General features: G+C 63.2%; 17 protein-coding genes and 1 tRNA gene. 9 read left to right on the forward strand and 9 right to left on the reverse strand.

The window, feature by feature from the left end; translation table 11 throughout:
- Positions 1-78: 78 nt before the first annotated feature.
- Together OA2633_RS01575 and selD are read right to left on the reverse strand one after the other, a co-directional pair.
- Complete coding sequence (locus OA2633_RS01575) at positions 79-1,398, reverse strand: AarF/ABC1/UbiB kinase family protein (protein WP_009800719.1); 1,320 nt, start codon at positions 1,396-1,398, stop codon at positions 79-81.
- A 52-nt stretch (positions 1,399-1,450) separates the two neighbouring features.
- Positions 1,451-2,512 (reverse strand): selenide, water dikinase SelD, encoded by a 1,062-nt coding sequence (gene selD / locus OA2633_RS01580; protein ID WP_009800720.1) that lies wholly within the window; start codon positions 2,510-2,512, stop codon positions 1,451-1,453.
- Positions 2,513-2,564: 52 nt separating this feature from the next.
- On the opposite strand from selD, the gene mnmH reads away from it, so the two are divergent.
- A complete protein-coding gene (gene mnmH / locus OA2633_RS01585; RefSeq protein WP_009800721.1) occupies positions 2,565-3,626 on the forward strand; it encodes a tRNA 2-selenouridine(34) synthase MnmH in 1,062 nt (353 codons plus the stop codon).
- Here mnmH and OA2633_RS01590 read toward each other — a convergent pair.
- Positions 3,623-4,510: a dienelactone hydrolase family protein gene (locus OA2633_RS01590; protein ID WP_009800722.1), complete on the reverse strand. Its 888-nt coding sequence runs from the start codon at positions 4,508-4,510 to the stop codon at positions 3,623-3,625. The two genes, mnmH and OA2633_RS01590, sit on opposite strands and share 4 nt — an antisense overlap.
- A gap of 168 nt (positions 4,511-4,678) precedes the next feature.
- Between OA2633_RS01590 and OA2633_RS01595 the strand changes: the two genes are divergently transcribed.
- Positions 4,679-7,117 (forward strand): DUF305 domain-containing protein, encoded by a 2,439-nt coding sequence (locus tag OA2633_RS01595; protein ID WP_040612352.1) that lies wholly within the window; start codon positions 4,679-4,681, stop codon positions 7,115-7,117.
- A 164-nt stretch (positions 7,118-7,281) separates the two neighbouring features.
- Here OA2633_RS01595 and OA2633_RS01600 read toward each other — a convergent pair.
- Positions 7,282-7,372: transfer RNA gene (locus tag OA2633_RS01600), tRNA-Ser, on the reverse strand.
- A gap of 146 nt (positions 7,373-7,518) precedes the next feature.
- On the opposite strand from OA2633_RS01600, the gene OA2633_RS01605 reads away from it, so the two are divergent.
- Complete coding sequence (locus tag OA2633_RS01605; protein ID WP_241760681.1) at positions 7,519-8,586, forward strand: Mrp/NBP35 family ATP-binding protein; 1,068 nt, start codon at positions 7,519-7,521, stop codon at positions 8,584-8,586.
- On the opposite strand, the gene OA2633_RS01610 is transcribed toward OA2633_RS01605, so the two are convergent.
- Complete coding sequence (locus OA2633_RS01610; RefSeq protein WP_009800725.1) at positions 8,583-8,933, reverse strand: DUF1428 domain-containing protein; 351 nt, start codon at positions 8,931-8,933, stop codon at positions 8,583-8,585. The genes OA2633_RS01605 and OA2633_RS01610 overlap by 4 nt on opposite strands.
- Before the next feature lie 180 nt (positions 8,934-9,113).
- Here OA2633_RS01610 and OA2633_RS01615 point away from each other — a divergent pair, with 180 nt between their 5' ends.
- Positions 9,114-9,458 (forward strand): rhodanese-like domain-containing protein, encoded by a 345-nt coding sequence (locus OA2633_RS01615; RefSeq protein ID WP_009800726.1) that lies wholly within the window; start codon positions 9,114-9,116, stop codon positions 9,456-9,458.
- 75 nt (positions 9,459-9,533) lie between these two features.
- Here OA2633_RS01615 and OA2633_RS01620 read toward each other — a convergent pair whose 3' ends face one another.
- Genes OA2633_RS01620 through OA2633_RS01630 form a run of 3 tightly spaced genes read right to left on the reverse strand, consistent with a single transcriptional unit; the run spans position 9,534 to position 12,031 of the window.
- Positions 9,534-10,454 carry an alpha/beta fold hydrolase gene (locus tag OA2633_RS01620; protein ID WP_009800727.1) on the reverse strand — a complete coding sequence of 307 codons (921 nt, stop codon included), beginning with the start codon at positions 10,452-10,454 and terminating at the stop codon, positions 9,534-9,536.
- 21 nt (positions 10,455-10,475) lie between these two features.
- Positions 10,476-11,342, reverse strand: a complete 867-nt coding sequence (locus OA2633_RS01625) for an alpha/beta fold hydrolase (protein ID WP_009800728.1) — start codon at positions 11,340-11,342, stop codon at positions 10,476-10,478.
- The gene (locus OA2633_RS01630; RefSeq protein WP_009800729.1) at positions 11,339-12,031 is read right to left on the reverse strand and encodes a TetR/AcrR family transcriptional regulator; all 693 of its coding nucleotides are present in this window, start codon (positions 12,029-12,031) and stop codon (positions 11,339-11,341) included. Before OA2633_RS01630 ends, OA2633_RS01625 begins: the two co-directional genes overlap by 4 nt.
- Positions 12,032-12,231: 200 nt before the next feature.
- Between OA2633_RS01630 and OA2633_RS01635 the strand changes: the two genes are divergently transcribed.
- Positions 12,232-14,439, forward strand: coding sequence for a TonB-dependent receptor (locus OA2633_RS01635; RefSeq protein ID WP_009800730.1), 2,208 nt, complete (start codon positions 12,232-12,234; stop codon positions 14,437-14,439).
- A gap of 135 nt (positions 14,440-14,574) precedes the next feature.
- A complete protein-coding gene (locus OA2633_RS01640) occupies positions 14,575-15,960 on the forward strand; it encodes an MFS transporter (protein ID WP_009800731.1) in 1,386 nt (461 codons plus the stop codon).
- 76 nt (positions 15,961-16,036) lie between these two features.
- Here OA2633_RS01640 and OA2633_RS01645 read toward each other — a convergent pair whose 3' ends face one another.
- Positions 16,037-16,579 (reverse strand): DJ-1/PfpI family protein, encoded by a 543-nt coding sequence (locus OA2633_RS01645; protein ID WP_009800732.1) that lies wholly within the window; start codon positions 16,577-16,579, stop codon positions 16,037-16,039.
- Between the two features lie 408 nt (positions 16,580-16,987).
- Here OA2633_RS01645 and OA2633_RS01650 point away from each other — a divergent pair, with 408 nt between their 5' ends.
- The 3 genes from OA2633_RS01650 to hisG all read left to right on the forward strand — a co-directional run bounded on the left by OA2633_RS01650 (position 16,988) and on the right by hisG (position 18,625).
- Positions 16,988-17,347 (forward strand): group III truncated hemoglobin, encoded by a 360-nt coding sequence (locus tag OA2633_RS01650; RefSeq protein WP_206740518.1) that lies wholly within the window; start codon positions 16,988-16,990, stop codon positions 17,345-17,347.
- 73 nt (positions 17,348-17,420) lie between these two features.
- On the forward strand, positions 17,421-17,738 hold the full coding sequence (locus OA2633_RS01655) for a YerC/YecD family TrpR-related protein (protein ID WP_009800734.1): 318 nt from the start codon (positions 17,421-17,423) through the stop codon (positions 17,736-17,738).
- Positions 17,738-18,625 carry an ATP phosphoribosyltransferase gene (gene hisG / locus OA2633_RS01660; RefSeq protein WP_009800735.1) on the forward strand — a complete coding sequence of 296 codons (888 nt, stop codon included), beginning with the start codon at positions 17,738-17,740 and terminating at the stop codon, positions 18,623-18,625. The genes OA2633_RS01655 and hisG overlap by 1 nt, the downstream gene beginning before the upstream one ends.
- Position 18,626: the final 1 nt, after the last annotated feature.

An 18,626-nucleotide genomic window follows, 5' to 3' on the forward strand; every position in this document is an offset into this window, starting at 1 on the left:
TCGCATCTTGCTGGACCTGCATCTGGAAGCGTGACGCCGCCCCGACCTTGAACCGGGACGATTGAAGACCGGGCAGGGTCAGGTGAGACGCCGCTCCAGCAAGGGGCGGATATGAAGACGCGCGCCAAGTCTGGCGCCCAGCAGATACAGGCCGGCGACCTTGCGCTGAATGAACACGGCCATGGGGTGTGGCGTGCGCGCATAGCCTAGCGCGCGCAACCTGAAGCCGCCTTCGCGCAAGGGCGTGACCAGCGCGGAGGCGTCAAAGTCAAAAGCCTCGCTTCTGAACAGTGGCGCGAGGGCCAGATCCGTCATCTCCAGCAGCAGGGCGCGTTGATCCGGGGGCGTCGTCTCTGACAGGTAGCCAAGATCGGTCAGGGCCCGTTCACGCTCCGCAGCATCCGCCTCAAGCCCTGCGATCAGCAGTCGCCGCCCAGCCTGACGAACCGTATCGGGGATGTCCTGAACGGCCCCGAAATCCAGAAGGCCGATCCGGCCCGTCTCGGGTTGATACCGATAATTGGCGAAGTTGGGATCACTCTGGATCGCGCCGAACTCGAAGACTTCCCGCAAGACCAGTTCGGCAAGGTCCGCGATTATCCGGTTGCGGATGTCCGGGGCGGCGTCAGCGGCGGTTTCAATCGGCGCGCCAGCCACATACGTCATAGCCAGCACATCGGTTGTGGTCAGGTCCTCGTCCAGAACCGGCATGACGAACGCGTCCGAATCCGCGAGCCATTCGGCGTAGCGGGTCATCATCCGCCCCTCGCGCGTGTAGTCGGCCTCATCGCGCAGCTGGCGCTTCACTTCATCCAGCATGGGCTGGAGGTCGAGCCCGCGCGGCGCCAGGCCGGACAGCGCAATCAGGCTCGCGAGATTGTCCACATCGCTGTCTATGCTGTTGCGCACGCCCGGATACTGAACCTTGATCGCCAGTTCCTGTTCGTTTCTGGTGCGGGCGCGGTGGACCTGACCGATCGAGGCGGCCGCCATGGGGCGAGAGTCGAAGCGCTCAAACCGGCTCAGCCAGTCGGGGCCCCAATTGCGGGTCAGAACGCGCTTGAGCTGATGGGGCGGCATGGGCTGGGCGCTGTCCCGCAATCGCGCCAGGACTTCGGTCAATTCGCGCGGCAGCAGATCGCCGGCATCCATGGACAGCATCTGGCCCATCTTCATGGCGGCGCCGCGCAGATGCGCCAGCTCATCCGCCATGCGTCGCGCGTTCGACGGGGTCAGGATGAGGCGGGAAGGGTCAAGGGTTTCGCCGCGCGCCAGGGCCTGAATCGAATTGCCGAGGGCTTCGCTCGCGGTCCCGGCCGCCAGTCGTCCGAACCGGCCCAGCCGGCTTAGCCGCCCCCTTGGCACGGCTCTGCCCCGATTGTCGCGTCTGTCAGTCATGCTTCATCCTCTTTGGAGGAGGAAGCTAGATCATGGAGCGCTCAAGTCCCGGTCAGGCGCTGAACCTGATAACGGGATCGCCCGCCTGGACCTGTCCGATCTGTGCCGCCGCGTCATGGCCATGTCGGCGGAAGGTCTCCAGGACTGTTGGGGCGGCGTCCGGCGTGCAGGCCACCAGCAGACCGCCGCTGGTCTGCGGGTCGCAGAGCATGTCGCGATCTGCGTCCGTCCAGTTCTCAGGACAGTGCACATGAAGTTGAACGGCGCTCCAGTTGCGCCCGGAGGCGCCGGTTCGCACGCCCTCGGCCAAGAGGCGGCGGGCCCCGTCGAAAACGGGCAGTGCTGTGCGATCCACCTTCGCCGAAACGCGCGAGCCGCGGCACATTTCCGACAAATGTCCGAGCAGCCCGAAGCCTGTGACATCGGTGATTGCATGAACGCCGTCGAGCTCGGCGAGATCCGCGCCGGGCGTGTTGAGCCGCGTCGTGGAGGCGATCATCGCCTCGTAATCAGACGCATCCAGCAGGCCGCGCTTCTGGGCGGCGCTGAACACGCCGATCCCAAGGGACTTGCCCAGGATCAGGACGTCGCCGGGTTGAGCGCCGGCATTGGTGAGGATCCGGTCGGGATGGGCCAGACCCAATGCCACAAGGCCATAAAAGGGCTCTGCGGCGTCAATGGAGTGTCCGCCCGCCACCGGCGCGCCGACGCTTTCGGCCACGGTGCGACCGCCGTCCAGAATCAGACGGATGGTTTCGGGCGACAGCACGTTGATCGGCATGCCCAGCACCGCCAGGCAGAAAATGGGCTTGGCGCCCATCGCGTAGATGTCGGACAGGGCGTTGGTCGCGGCGATGCGACCGAAGTCGAAAGGGTCATCCACAACCGGCGCAAAGAAGTCCGTCGTGGCGACGAGCGCGGTTTCGTCATTGACCCGGTAGACCGCCGCATCATCCCGCGTGGCGGCGTCCACAAGCAAGGCGGGATTGAGCGGCAGCGGCGGGCTGTCCGCCAGGATGCGGTCGAGAAAGGCCGGGTCGAGCTTGCAACCGCAGCCGCCGCCGCGCGCGAGACTGGTCAGGGATGGCGCAGGAGCGGAAGAGGCGTCAGACATGGGTCGCATCCGTTAGGTTCGATTCTGGCTTAAACGGCACTATAAGGCGCGCATGATACGTTACGAGACCCTGGCCGATGTCAGTGCAGCGCGGCTTCAGCGCCATGACATGATCATTGATGTGCGCTCCCCGTCCGAATTCGCGCTGGATCACCTGCCGGGCGCTGTCAACCTTCCCGTGCTGGACGATCGTGAACGGGCCGAGATCGGCACGACCTATGTGCAGGTCTCGGCGTTCGAGGCGCGCCGCGCCGGCGCGGCGCTGGTGGCGCGGAATGCGGCTCATCACTTGCAGACCGCCCTTGCAGACAAACCCAAACGCTTTCGACCACTGGTCTATTGCTGGCGCGGGGGAATGCGCTCGAACTCCATGGCGACGATCCTGGCGGCTGTGGGCTGGCCAGTCGCCGTGCTGGAAGGCGGATACCAGACCTGGCGACGCGCAGTCATCGCCGGCCTTGATGCAGCTTGTCCCGCGCTCGACTTGATGCTCATCGACGGTCAGACAGGGAGCGCGAAGACAGCGCTGCTTCAGGTGTTGCGCGAGAAGGGGGCGCAGATACTCGACCTCGAAGGGCTGGCCCGGCATCGCGGCTCGGCTTTTGGGGGCTTCCGGGATGCTCCACAACCCAGTCAGAAGGCTTTCGAGACGGACCTGTGGCGGGAGGTCGAACGCCTGGATCCAGCGCGTCCGGTCTATGTCGAAGCGGAATCCGCCCGTATCGGAGCAATCCGGCTTCCCGCGACCCTCTGGACGCGCATGAAGCGATCGCCGCGCCTCGAGATTGTCGCGCCTCTGGAGGAACGGGCTCGTTTTCTGGCGAAGACTTACGCTGATATCGTTGAGGATCCTGAGCGCGCTTCCGAGGCGCTGGACCTTATCAGCCCGTTTCATCCGCGCGACCGTATCGCGCACTGGCGCGAGCTGGCGCAAGAGGGGCGCCCTGAAACCCTGGCCATGGATCTCATGCAGGCTCATTACGACCCCGCCTATGACCGCTCCCGCCTCAAGCGCATGAAACAGAGCGTCGCAACTCTGCAGACAGAGCGGCTGGACGCCGGGGCGCTGGATGACCTTGCCGACAGGATCCTGTCACTCACCGACGCGCCCTAGACCGAGAGGACCCGGTCGAAGAAGGCGAGGGTGCGCGACCAGGCGAGGGCGGCCTGTTCCGGGTCGAAGCGCGCCGTGGTGTCATTGTGGAAGCCGTGCTGGGCGCCTTCATACATGAAGAGCTCATAGGGCGCGCCGGCCTCATTGAGCGCATCACGCCAGTCAGGCCACCCGGCATTGACCCGATCATCCAGTTCCGCGAGATGGATCTGGAGCGGCGCGCGAACCGCTTGCGCGTCCGCCGGATCGGGCCAGCCGCCGTAATAGGGCACTGCCCCGGCCAGCCAGTCGAGGCGCACCGCAAGTTCATTCGCGACTGCGCCGCCATAACAGAAGCCCACGGCGGCCACGCGACCTGTACAGGCGGGATGGTCCCGCAGGACCTGCGCTGCGGCGATGAAGTCCTCCAGCATTTCACCCCTGTCGCGCTGGCGCTGAAGGGTGCGGCCCTCATCATCCGTGCCGGGATAACCGCCCAGCGGATGCAAGGCGTCGGGTGCGAAAGCGACATATCCCGCCAGCGCCGCGCGTCGGGCGACATCGCGGATATGCGGATTCAGGCCGCGATTTTCATGAATGACCAGGACGCCGCCGCGAGGAGCTGCCTCGCCCGCCGGGCGGACCAGATAGCCGCTCATCTCGCCCGCGCCCTCCGGCGAGGCGTAGAGCAAGTCCGCCTCGATCAGGCGCGGATCGCCCGTTTCAGTCTGTTGGGCGTTGGCGTAATCGGGCAGGAGCGCGCCCGCCAGCGCGCTGACGGTCAGCCCGCCTATGGCGTAAGTCCTCAACCCCTCCAGGAAGTCACGTCGCGATAGATCGCCATGGGCGTAAGCGTCGTAGAGCTTGAACGCGCCTGGTGCGATCTGAGGATCCGACCGTTTCATCCATTCTCTCCCCGTGATGTCGACCATCAAAGCTAGCGCATCAGTTTCGGGCAGCAAGCTGAACCGTTTCATCCGGCCAGCGGCGTGAAAGCGTCAGATGACGTCGGCTTCACTTGCTCTCTGCGGTGCGCAACGTACTCTACGCGATAACAAAACGGGGAGAGAACCATGTCCATTAACTCAAGACTGCTGATGCACTCCGCCCTGCTGGCGCTGGCGACCGGTCTGGCCGTGAATGCGACGGCAGCCGCGCAAAACGCACCGATCGTTCAACCGGGTGCGCCGGGAGAGGATGTGCGTGCGATCAGCGCGGAAGAGGCGGTCGAGATCGCAGCCAACCGCTTCTCGGTCGACGATGTCCGCTTCATGCAGGACATGATTGTGCACCACTACCAGGCCGTGGAGATGGCGGAGCTGGTGTCAGACCGGACCAGCACAGAGGAGATCGTCGCGGTCGCCGGGCGCATCAACGCCAGCCAGGCTGACGAGATCGCCTTCATGCAGAACTGGTTGAACGAGCGGGGCCAGCATGCGCCGGACCCGGCCAGCGCCGACCATTCCATGGATCATGAAGGCGGGCATGAGGGCCATCATGGCGCGCATGCGACCATGCAGGGCATGGCGACGCCCGAGCAGATGGCGGAACTGGCGGCCTCCAATGGCGGCGACTTCGACGCGCTGTTCCTTGAACTGATGATCGCCCATCATGAGGGCGCGGTGGACATGGTCGATGCGCTCCTGCGTCAGCGTGGTTCGGCCTACGACCCGGTGCTCTATGATTTCGTCAATGATGTCCGCAGCGAGCAGGCTGCTGAAATCCGCCGGATGAACACGGTCCTGTCCTCCTTGTCCGAGGATCCCCGGAACGGACTCGCAGCAGGCTTCCGGGATGCCGGGCAGGCCATTTCCAATCTCGAACTTCTGGCCAGCCTGCCCAAGCCGACAGGGTTCTTTGATTCTGAGAACCCGGCCGGACTGCCGCCTGAAATCCAGCCGGAAGACACCGATGAAGAGGTGGAGCGCCGGTTCGGCCAACGTGCGCCCTTCCTGAGCTTTTCCAATACGGACATGGCGTTTGCCGGCGATCTGCTCGCCGTGGGCAATTACCATGGCTTCAACCTCTACCGGCTCGGGGATGAGTCGCCGGAGCTGATCAGCTCGGTCGTGTGTCCGGGGGGGCAGGGGGATGTCTCCATTGTGGGCGATCTCCTGCTGATGTCCGTGCAGGATACGCGCGCCCGCGTGGATTGCGGCCGTCAGGGCGTGAGCGAGGAAGTGAGCGAGGAGCGTTTCCGCGGCCTTCGGATCTTTGACATCAGCAATCCTCTGGCCCCGCGCCAGGTGGGCCAGGTGCAGACCTGCCGCGGCTCTCACACGCATTCGGTCGTCTCCAGCAATGAAGAGCGGATCGTCGTCTACAATTCCGGCACGAGCTCCATCCGCTCCGAAGAGGAGCTGGCGGGTTGCGTTGAAGGGCTGCCTGGAGATGAGGACACGGCGCTGTTCAGCATTGATGTCATCGAGATCCCGCTCGCCGATCCGTCCCAGTCGCGCATCGTCGACAGCCCGCGCGTGTTCGCCGATGATGAAACGGGCCGTATCGCCGGACTGTGGAGCGGCGGCGATCATGGCGAAGGCACCCAGCGGACCAGCCGCACGGACCAGTGCCATGACATCACGGTTTTCCCGTCCCTGAACCTCGCCGCAGGCGCATGCTCGGGCAATGGCATCATTCTCGACATCAGCGATCCGCGCGCGCCGCGCCGCATTGACGCCGTGATCGATCAGGGCTTCGCCTACTGGCACTCCGCCACGTTCAGCAATGACGGCACGAAAGTGCTGTTCACGGATGAATGGGGCGGCGGCGGCCGTCCGCGCTGCCGGGCTCAGGATCCCGCCGACTGGGGCGCAGACGCGATCTACACGATCAATGACGGCCAGCTGGAATTCGGGGGCTATTACAAGCTGCCTTCCGCCCAGTCCGAGGAAGAGAACTGCGTCGCCCATAACGGCTCGATCATTCCGGTGCCGGGCCGCGATGTCTTCGTTCAGGCCTGGTACCAGGGCGGACTGTCGATTCTGGACTTCACCGATCCCGCAAACGCCTACGAGATCGCCTATTTCGATCGCGGTCCGATCGATCCCGACGTGATGGTGCTGGGCGGGTACTGGTCCACCTACTGGTATGACGGCCGGATTTACGGCACCGAGATCGTGCGCGGGCTCGATGTGTTCGAGCTCATGCCCAGCGATTATCTGAGCGAGAACGAAATCGCGGCGGCGCGTCTGGCCGATCAGGGGCAGACCTTCAATCCGCAGCAGCAATATCCGGTGAGCTGGCCCGAGCACCCTGTGGTCGGTCTGGCGTATCTGGATCAGCTGATGCGCGATGAGGCCCTGCCGGCGGAGCAGGCTGAAGCGCTTTACGCCGCGCTTGGTCAGGCCGCAGATGCGGTGGATGCCGGCGAGGACAACGCCGCTCTCTCGCGCGAGTTGCGTCAGCTGCGTCGCGACCTTTCGGGCGTGTCTGTGCAGGGGGAAGCGTCTGTGCGTCGCCTGTCCGCGCTGCAGGATGTCATCGAAGGCGTGTCGGCGTCGCTGCGCTAGAGCGTTCTTCCGGACTCAACGGATGGAGCCGGGCCGCAAATGGCCCGGCTCTTTTTTACTATCAGCTCAAGAGCTTGGCGAATTGTCTTGAAAGACGCGTTTCTGGGATACGTCTGAGCTGGGGACGAGGTAGGCGCGCACTGCGCTCGGCGAGGCCAGAAGGCTGGCGGAGACGATGGGATTCGAACCCACGATACCCTTTTGAGGTATACTCCCTTAGCAGGGGAGCGCCTTCGACCACTCGGCCACGTCTCCACTAACCGGTGTAGCCGCGCTTGCGCCTGCCGATCAAGTCGCTCGGGCGTCTGAGCTGCAGTTTATACTGCAAACGGATGGGAATAAGCGCGGATGGCTTTGCGTTCAGGACAGGGCTCGCCTATTTCAGCGTCATGAACGATATCGTGCTTGATGCTCTCGCCTCGGTGGCCGATCCGGCCAGCGGCGCGCCCCTGAACCGGTCCGGTCGCATTGATGGCGCGGATCTGCGCGACGGCGTCGCGACGCTCGTGCTCAAGCCGGGCGCGGATGGCGAGGATACAGGCGCCTTGCGCGCGGCGATCCAGGCGGCCCTGACCGCCCATCCGGAGATCGAGCGCGCTCGCGTCATCATCGAGGCGGCGCTGAACACGAAGGCCAAGGCTGCAAAACCCGACACTGCGGGAACGGGCGCGCGCGGCAAACCGCCCGCCAAGGCGATCATTGCCGTTGCATCCGGCAAGGGCGGGGTGGGCAAATCCACGACAGCGGCCAATCTGGCGGCGGCGTGCGTGAAGATGGGCTTGTCCGTCGGGTTGATGGACGCTGACGTCTATGGCCCGTCTGCACCGCGAATCTTTGGCTTGAATGACATCTCGGGCCTTCAGAAGTCCGAACACGGCATCGAGCCGCTGGAAGCGCATGGCGTGAAACTCGTCTCCATGGGATTTTTGGTCGGTGAGCGTGACCCGGTGGTCTGGCGCGGCCCGATGGTGACCGGCGCGATCCGTCAGTTCCTCAACGAGGTGAACTGGGGTGATCTGGATGTGCTGATCATCGACATGCCGCCGGGCACGGGCGACGCCCAGCTCGCCATCGCTCAGGGCGCGCTCATCTCGGGCGTCGTGATCGTCTCCACCCCTCAGACCCTGGCGCTGGATGATGCGCGCAAGGCGGTGTCGCTGTTTGATCGCACCGCGATTCCGATCCTGGGCATCGTCGAGAACATGAGCTTTTTCCTCTGCCCGTCCTGTGGCGAGGGGACCGAGATCTTCGGCCGGGGTGGCGCCCGCGCCGAGGCCGAGCTTCTGGGCGTGCCCTTCCTGGGCGAGATCCCGCTCCATCCCGAATTGCGTCAGGCCAGCGATGAGGGCCGACTGGTGGGCTCCGGTGACGGACCTGTCGCCAAGGCGTTCCAGCGGGCCGCCGCCGGCATGCTGCACGCGCTTGAAAGCGCGCATCGTCCCGCACCAGAAATCGTGTTCGAGGACTAGAGCTCCACGACCGGGACGAAAGCGCCGAAAATCATGCGCTTGCCGTCGAACGGCATTTCGCCCAGCGCCTGCATGCGCGGGTCTTCCATGATCTTGCCCCAGCCCACATCGCGCGTGGTCTTGTCGGGCCAGATCATCCAGGAAAAGACGACGCTTTCGCCTAGCTGCAGTTTGACGGCCTTTGGAAAGGATGTCAGTTCGCCGTCCGGCACCTCATCCGCCCAGCACTCCACAAGGGTTTCAAGCCCGTATTCCTTGAAAATCTCGCCTGATCGTCTGGAGAACTCGACATAGGCGTCCTTGTTGGCGTCGGGTACGGCGGTCACTGTTCCTTCGACATAGGCCATCGGCGTTTCCCCCTGCTGGACCGGGCGTCAGAGTATCATCCTTCTTCCGATCCCGGAGACGCAGAATGGCGCGCGCTTGAAAAACAGACGCGGGGCTTGTGCCAAGGCTCAAACTTGTCAGAATTGATAATTGATAGCGGGCGGACATGTCTCGCCCGGCGCTACTCTGAGAGAATGAACATGGAAAACTGGTCCCCCGAACAGGTCGACGCCGCCCTCAAAGCCGGTGAAATCATCCTGGTGGATGTGCGCGAGCCGGGTGAGTACGAGAACGAACGTATCCCGGGCGCGCTCCTCTTGCCGCTCTCCACCTTCGATCCGGCCGCCTTGCCGACAGGACAGGGCCGCAAGGTGGTCTTGCATTGCGCAGCGGGGGGGCGCTCTGGCAAGGCACTGCAGGCGTGCGCCGCCGCGGGTGCGGATGTCACGGCGCATATGGCGGGCGGCATGGGCGCCTGGAAGGCCGCCGGTCTGGGCTATTATCGGGTCGAACCGTCAACCGGCCAGATGGTGCTGCAAGCCTGATCCATTCAGGCGCTGAATGCAAAAAGGGCGCGCAAGTCATTGCGCGCCCTTTTTTATTTCGGATTCAGGCGTCGGTTATTCCGCGAGGAAGCCCTCGACGAGGGCCGCCGTCTCCACGGGCCATTCCTCCATCGGCACATGGCCGGTGTTCTGCATCAGCACGAGGCGGGAACTGGGAATGGCCGCGTCAAAGCGCGGGCCGTGAGTCGCCGGGATCATGGCGTCGCTGTCCCCCCAGAGGATCAAGGTGGGCGCAGAGATGCGGGCGAGATCCGGATTGGGGTCTGGCAGGGTGAACTGTTCGATCCGCTCGATCAGCGCCTGACCATTGCCTTCAACCCGCATCATGGCGCGAATGCGCTCAAGCTGTTCCGGCGTCACCCTCGAGGGATCCGCGTACAGTGTCGAGGTTGCGTATTGCACGCCCGCTTCCGGTGCGAGGGTCAGATAGGCGCGCATGGCGTCGGGGATGGGCGCAGGTTCGTCGCCCACGCCCAGATTGGGGTAACCGCCCGGGTCCATGAGAACCAGATGCGTGACGCGGTCCGGGTGGTCCGCCGCATAGCGCCAAGCGATCAGGCCGCCGAGCGAATTTCCGCCGAGGGCGAAGCTTTCCGGGGCGATGTCGTCGAGCAGGGCGCTGACCTGGGCAACCGTATCCGGCACCGCATAGGCCTTGTCATCGCGCGGCCCGGTCAAACCGTGTCCAGGCAGGTCAAACCGGATGATCCGGTAACGGTCATCAAGCTCGGCCGCCATCGCGTCCCAGCTTTCCAGCGAGTGGCTGAAGCCGTGAATGAGAACGAGGGCCGGGGCGTTCTCCGGACCTGTTTCGCGCACGCGCCAGTCCTCACCCGCAATGGTGACGAACCGGTCCGCCTCCGTCATCCATTGAGACTGAACCGCTCCGGCGTCCAGCGGACGCAGGGTCCAGGCGAAGAATGCGATCACCAGGACCGCCAGCAGGATCACCCCGCCCAGAATACGCAGCAACATGGTCGTTATCCTCTAAGGCGTTCAGTCGAGACGGTTCAGGAAGGCCTTGATCGGTTCCAGCGCTTCAGGCTCGGTCAGCAAGGGCGCATGCCCCACATCGGGTACTTGCGCCAGCTCCATATCGCCATGGCGGCGTGACATTTCTTCAACGCAGTCCATCGCCAGAAGGTCGCTGATCGCGCCTCTGACCAGGAGCAGGGGGATGCCTTCTAGGCCTTCAAAGAAGGGCCAGAGGTCCGGCGGCGCCACATCGCCGTCCTTGACCGGTTTTGAGATGTTCGCGTCGTAGTCGAGAACGATTTCGCCGGTGTCCAGCGCCCGGCAGGTGCGCTTGGCGAAGGCGATCCAGAAGTCCGCGCCGGTCTCTCTGGGGAAGGCCACGCCATTGATCGCGCGCAGGGCCTCACCCGCTTCATCCCAGTTGGCGAATTTGCCCGCGCCGCCCACATAACCCTGGATGCGTTTGAGACCGGCAGGATCAAGTTCAGGGCCGATATCGTTCATGACGACGCCGGTCAGAAGTTTCGGACGCAGGGTGGAGAGAATCATCGTCATCAGTCCGCCCATCGAGGTCCCGATGGAGATGACCTGACTCCAGCCCAGCTCGTCCAGAACGCCGATGACGTCCTCGACGTATTTTGCGGGATTATAGTTCTCGATCTGGCTGTCATAGTCAGACCGGCCACGCCCTCGCACATCAAGTGCGATCACGCTGCGTCCTGATTCGGCGACAATCGGGGCGAGATCTTCAAAATCGCGGCTGTTGCGAGTCAGCCCGTGCAGGCACAGGACCGGCGTCTTGCCGCTGTCGCCCTGGGCGGGATAGCGCCGGTAATAGGTGCGTATGCCGTCAGGGGCGGTGTAGAAGTGCTCGGAGAACGGGGTCATCGGACAGTCTCTGTCGCTTGGGTCTTGCTGGACTGGCGTTGCGCCATGCGTTTGAAGCCGGCCGCGAGGAATTCTGGCATGCGCTCCGTAACGGCTTCCAGATCACTGGATTTGCACAGCCCGCCGGACAGCGCATCGATCCGTCCGGTGTCTGCAAAGGTCAGCACCAGCGCGCCGGACAGGAAGTGATAACTCCAGAACAATTCCTCTTCGGGCGCATCGGGCAGGGCGCGGCGCACCGCATCAAGAAAGCGCCTTACGATCGGGTCAAAGTATTTGGACATGATCGCAACGCCCCATTCGGGAGAGTTGGTGACCTGCCCGACCAGGGCGAAATAGCTTTTCCATCCGGGGCCGCCATTGGCGCTGCGATCCAGCAGGGGATGGGTGAAGGCGTGAATGATCGCTTCCAGCGTCGGGCCTTCGGGACCGGCATTGGCTTCGCAGGCGGCCAGTTCGGCCAAGCGAATCTCATTGAGCTCTTCCGCCCGACGCAGCAGGACAGCGTCAAACAGCTCGCGCTTGCCGCCGAAATAATAGGCGACGAGCGCGGGGTCGCTATCCGCCTGGCGGGCGATGGCGCGTACTGTGACGCCATGAAAGCCCTTTTCAGCAAAGAGACTTTCAGCAGCGTCGAGCAAGCGGGTGCGTGTACGCTCGCCCCGGCGCGTTCCTCCGGCGTCGGTCATTTTCCGGTCCTCCCTTGGGCTCCCTTTTAGAGCCCAAAGCCTTCAATTGGCCAGCCATAGCCTGTGTCTATCAGGTCTCAGCGGCCTTGTTGTTTATGACGGAAGTCCTAATCGCTATTGACTTTTCATTCAACGTTGAATTTACCTCATGCGAAAGCTCATAGAAGCTTCCGTTCACAGGGAGGGATTACCCCATGACTATGAAACGCACCATTCTGAGTGCGGCCGCACTGCTCGTCTCTGCGTCCGCCCTGCCGTTCGCCGCGTCCGCCGTGGCGCAAGACGCCGGCACATCCGCGGACACGGTTCGCGATGTCGTCACCGTGACGGCCCGCCGTCGCGAGGAAAGCCTGAAGGACGTCCCGGTGGCCGTGTCCGCCCTGTCAGCGGACCAGCTCGACCAGATCGGGGCCCAAGACATCACCACCTTGCAGGCGATCACCCCGAACGCCACCGTGCAGGTCGCTCGCGGCTCGAACTCCACCCTGATCAGCTTCATCCGCGGCGTGGGTCAGCAGGATCCGCTCTGGGGCTTTGAGCCGGGCGTGGGTCTGTACATCGACGACGTCTATGTGGCGCGTCCTCAAGGCGCCGTGCTCGACATCTTCGACATCGAGCGTATCGAGGTTCTGCGCGGCCCGCAGGGCACGCTCTACGGCCGCAACACCATTGGCGGCGCGATCAAGTATGTCACAGCCCGCATGGATGGCGACCCGACGCTGATGGCGCGCGTGTCCGGCGGCTCCTATAATCAGCTCGACTACATGGTGTCGGCATCCACGCCGCTGTCAGACACTTTCGCTGTTGGCGGCGCCTATGCGCGCTACACCCGTGACGGTTACGGCGAGAACCTGACCACGGGTCAGGATCACTACAACAAGGATGTCACGGCTTTCCGCCTCAGCGCGGAATGGACCCCGACAGACGATCTGTTCTTCCGCCTTGCGTATGACCGCGTCGAGGATGATTCCAATCCGCGTCATGGTTCGCGGATCCTGCCGGGGGCTCTGCCGGGCTCCACGCCGCTGGACGACATCTATGACACCCGCGCCGGACTTGTGGGCGAGAACTCGGTCTCGACCGAAGGCCTGTCCCTGACGGCGGAGTGGAATTTCAGCGACACGCTGACCTTCAAGTCGATCACCGCCTATCGCGAGGGCGATACCGACACCATCATCGATTTTGACAACACGCCGACCCCGGTTCTGGACATCCCGGCCTATTACGCCGACGACCAGTTCACCCAGGAATTCCAGCTGGCCTATGAAGGCGAGCGGATGCAGGGCGTTGTCGGCGTCTACTATCTCGACAGCACGGCCGAGGGCGCGTTCGACACCGTGGCGGGCCTTCTGGGCATCACCATCGGGACCGGCGGCAGCGTGGACACCGAGAGCTACGCCATCTTCGGCGACTTCAGCTATGACGTGACCGATCGTCTGCGCGTCTCGCTGGGCGCTCGCTACACTGAAGACAAGAAGACCGGCGACGTCTTCCGCGCCAACTATTTGGGCGTCGGCCGCACGCCGCTGACCGGCGGTCCGGCGGCGACCCCGATCCTGCTGCGCACCGATTACACCAGCGAGCGCAGCTTCGATCAGTTCACCCCGCGCCTGTCGGTCTCCTATGATCTCAATGATCAACTGACCGGCTACGCCTCCTACAGCCAGGGCTTCAAGTCCGGCGGTTTCGACATGCGCGGCGACGCCATCCTGACGCCGGACACCGTGAACGGCTATGAGCCGGAAACCGTGGACAGCTTCGAGCTGGGCCTGAAGGGCGAGAATATCGGCGGCGTGCTGAACTTCAGTTCCGCCCTGTTCTGGTCTGACTATCAGGATCAGCAGGTGACCACCCAGGTCCCGACCGCGACCGGCATCGCCAGCTTCGTGGACAATGTGGGCCAGTCCACCATCTACGGCGCCGAGCTGGAAGGGTCGCTCTTCCTGACGGAAAACCTGACCGCCAACTTTGCTCTGGGTTGGCTGCAGGCGGAGTTCGATGAATTCCTGCGTTATGACCTCGTGGCTCAAGCCTATGTGGACATTTCCGACCAGGTCGTGTTCCAGAATTCGCCCGAATGGAGCGGCTATCTGGGGCTGACCTACACCGCGGAAGCCTTCGGGGGCGACCTGGCGGTTACGCCGTCGATCTCCTACCGTGACAGCTACAGCCAGTTCGAATTCCCGAACCCGCTGCTGGATGAAGACGGCTACACTCTGGTGGACCTGTCCGCCGTCTGGAGCGCGCCGAACGAACATTGGGAAATCGGTCTTCATGGCCGCAACCTGACCGATGAGGAGTATCGCATCGGCGGTTACAACTTCCCGGGCGCCATCTTCGACGACTCGGTTGTGGCCTTCTATGGCCCGCCGCGGACCTTCACCGCGACCCTGACCTACCGCTATTAATCGCGTGTGACGAGGAAACGCCGCCAACCTTGCCGGGTTGGCGGCGTTTTTTCTTTGCCTTTTGAAGGTTTACGCCTTCAGTATGTGGTCAGCGCCGCCAAGGCGGAGCACAACACAAAAGACCAGGGGAGAGATATGTCGACTCAAACCGAGGCGAAGCCCGGAGCTCCACTCGCGCCGCCCAGCAAGGGGTATGGCGCCTGGGTCCTGGCCATGCTGTTCATCGTCTACGCGTTCAACTTCCTGGACCGTCAGATCATTTCCATTCTGGCCATTCCGATCCAGCAGGAGCTGGATCTGTCGGACCGACAGCTCGGATTGCTTGGCGGCATCGCTTTTGCGCTTCTTTATTCGACGCTGGGCGTACCGATCGCCTGGCTGGCGGACCGCACCAAGCGCACCTGGATCATCACAATCTCCCTGGCGATCTGGTCTGGCTTTACCGCCATCTGCGGGCTGGCCACCAATTTCGTCCAGCTGTTCCTCGCTCGCGTCGGCGTTGGCGTGGGGGAGGCGGGGGGTGTCGCTCCGTCCTACTCGCTGATCGCGGATTATTTCCCGCCGCAAAGCCGGGCGCGAGCGCTGGCCATCTATTCGCTGGGCATCCCCATCGGGTCCGCCTTCGGCGTCGTCGCCGGAGCCCAGATCGCAGGCGGCGCGGTGAGCGAGAATCTCGACTGGCGGGCGGCCTTCATCATCGTGGGCGTGCTCGGCCTGGTGATTGCGCCGATCTTCAAGCTGACCGTGCGCGAGCCCAAGCGGGGTGGTCTTGATGCGCCCCAGCGGCCGGCCGTGGACGCCAATCTGGCGGAGAACGAAGCCGTCGCCGGTGAGCCTGCGGTCACACAGGACAAGCCGGGCATCTTCAAGGTGCTGTCGGTCCTGGCGAAGAAGCCGAGCTTCTGGTTCCTAACCCTGGGCGCGTCCTGCAGCTCGATGATGGGCTATGGCGTCTTCTTCTGGGTGCCCAGCTTCTTCCGTCGCAGCTTCTTCTCCGATCTCGGTCTTCAGGATGCGATCATCCAGTCAGGCTGGCTGTTCGGCGCCATCCTGTTCGTCGGCGGCTCTCTGGGGATCATTCTCGGCGGCGTGCTGGGCGACTTGATGGGCAAGGGCTCCAAGCGCATGTACGCGATCGTTCCGGCGGTGGCCTTCTTTGTCACCTATCCGTTCTACATTGCGGGCGTGCTGGCGCCGTCGCCGTTGATGGCGGTCCTTCTGTTCATGATCCCGACGGGGCTGGGCCTGGCCTGGCTTGGCCCGACGCTGTCGGCCTTCCAGCATCTGGTGCCGCCCAACATGCGCGCCATGGCCTCGGCCGTGTTCCTGCTGATCAACAACCTGCTGGGTATCGGCGTCGGGGTTTACGCCCTCGGTGAGCTTTCGACTCTTCTGACGCCGAGCTTCGGTGAAGAGGCCCTGCGCTATTCGATCATGATCGGCGCGACCCTTTATCTTGTGGCCGGCGCCCTGTTCCTGATCGGGTCGCGGACCATCGCCAAGGACTGGGAAGAGGCCTAGCCGGAGTGCCCCGTCCTGAAACGAAAAACGCCCCGGCCATCGGCCGGGGCGTTGTCGTCGGAACTGTCCGCCAGGATCAGGCTGCTTCGGCCGTCATGGACATCGTCTTGATGAACAGGCTGCGCGCATCGGCGCGCGCGTCATCGCCATCCGCGGCGAACAGATCACCCTTGAGCGCCAGAACGGCGTCGGATTTGGGATCAGCGGTCTCCGCGATCTCTGCGACCAGCGCCACAGCTTCGCCCAGCGCACACATGGGAGCGCCGGCGCGCAGGAAATCCGCGATCAACAGGCGCGCATCCTGATCATTGCGCAGCCGCTCGATGCTGGCCGCGCCCGCAGGCAGCACCAGACCAGTAAACGCGCTTGCAGCCTTTTCGCCCGGTTGGGCGTCGACCACGAAATTCATTTCGTCACCGCCCTGGGGGCGGCCAGTGATCAGGCCTTTTTTCGGGCTGATCATGATCGTCCGGTATCCGGCGCGTTCCGCGGAGCCGGCGATGTCAGTCAGGTCACCCGCGTCAAATCCGTCAACAGCGAGAACCGCGATGTCGCCGGAGGCGCCAAGGTGATTGAGATCGATTCGGTTTTGACGTGCATTGGGTTTGGAAAAAGCCACATGTCCTCCTGCCGCTGTCAGCGGCGCTAAATGAACGAAATAGGGATCGAGAGTATTAGATAGGAAGTCGGTGCTGTGGGTCAAGCTGATATGCAGGAAAGCGCATATATCGGGAATTTATAATGTGCCTTTGCTTTCGATGTTAATCGGGATCTGACTTTTCCGAATAAGGGCTTTTTACGGGGTATAACTGGCAATTTGCCAATATCATTATTGATTTCGTGGCGACCTATATTGATAAGAAGGGCTCTTGATTGAGCTGGGGCGTTCGGTCGCGTCGTGGGCCTTGCCTTGGCGTGATTAAAGCGGCATCGCGTTCACCCAAGTCTCAAGGGAACCAGCATGACGGAAATCGTGATCCGAACCGCCTCGTCAAGACAGGCGGATATCGCGCGACGCGCGCGGAGCATGGGTGTGGATCAGGCTTTTGTGTCTGATCTGGTTGAGGCGTTCTATGCGCGCGTCCGCCAGCATGACGTGCTCGGGCCGGTGTTTGAAGCGGCGATCGGTGAGGACTGGGCCCCGCATCTGATCACGATGAAGCAGTTCTGGGGCTCGATCGCCCTGAATGAAGCGTCCTATGGCGGGCGGCCCATCCCCGCTCATCACAAGCATCTCGACAAGATCAGGCCGGAGCACTTCGCCATCTGGCTCACACTGTTTTCCGAAACGCTTGAGGATCTCGCTCCATCCTCCGAAGCGGCGGCCTTCTTCCTGGAGCGTGCAGAGCGAATAGGTGAGAACTTTCAAAAGATTCTCTTCAAGTAGCGAAATCTGCACCCGCACCATTGTTTTATCACGCTAACACGCTATAACGTCCTCCGAACTCTGGAGGCGAGCGATGGCTGAATCTGTGACTGAGCCCCGTGTCGGCGGCCCCGAAGACGTCATGGCGCTGTGTGAAGCGCTGCTGACCCTGCGCGATGGCGAGGAAATGCGGCGCTTCTTGCGGGATCTGACGACGCCGGGCGAAATGCAGGCGCTGGCGGAGCGCTGGCGTGTGGCGCGGCTTCTGGCGGAGGGAGAGAAATCCTACCGCGAGATCAGCGCCGATACCGGCGTCAGCACCACGACGGTGACGCGCGTCGCCCGTTTCCTCACCCAGGAAGAACATCAGGGATACCGGCTGGTGCTGGATCGTTTGAAGGAGCAAGGCTGATGACCGAGAACCGTTTGACGCTGGCGGTCCAGAAGAAGGGGCGCCTGGCTGAAGGGGGGCTGGATCTGCTCAAGCGGGCAGGGGTGAAGCTCGCCTATGGGCGGGACGATCTGCTGCGCCGTTCGGAGAACGAGCCCATCGACCTGATGCTGATCCGCGATGATGACATTCCGAGCTTTGTCGCGTCGGGCGCTTGCGATTACGGCATTGTGGGCGAGAACGTGCTGTACGAAGCGCAGAACAAGTCCAGCCGCATGGCCGATCTGGAAATCGCGCTGAAGCTGGGGTTTGCGCGCTGCACCCTGAAGCTCGCCTCGCCGCGGGACGGCGACATCAAGAGCGTGAGTGATCTGGAAGGAAAGACGATCGCCACGAGCTATCCTGCGCTTACTGCAGCCTATCTCAAGGATCGCGGCGTGACCGCCGAGATCGTGGAAATGGGCGGCAGCGTCGAGGTCGCCCCGCGCATGGGCGTTGCGGACGCCATTTGCGATCTGGTCTCGACCGGCGCGACCCTTGAAGCGAACGGTCTCGCCGCCTTCGAAACCGTTCTCGAAAGCGAAGCCGTGCTTGTACGCCGCAAGACGTCCTCAAGCGGGATCATCGCTGAAACCGCAGAACGTCTGATCGAACGCTTCAAGGGCGTCATCGCCTCGCGTCAGACCAAGTATATCTTGCTCAATGCGCCGCGAGACCGACTCGAAGAGGTGCGCGCCATCCTGCCCGGAACCGATGCGCCGACCGTCGCTCCGGTGGTCGGTCGTGAAGATGTCGTCGCTGTTCATGCTGTGTGCACAGAGGCCGTGTTCTGGTCGACGCTCGAACAGCTGAAGGCTGTTGGCGCGCGATCCATTCTCGTGATGCCGATTGAAAAGATGATGGCCTGAC

The organism is Oceanicaulis sp. HTCC2633, from assembly GCF_000152745.1.
Lineage (GTDB): Bacteria > Pseudomonadota > Alphaproteobacteria > Caulobacterales > Maricaulaceae > Oceanicaulis.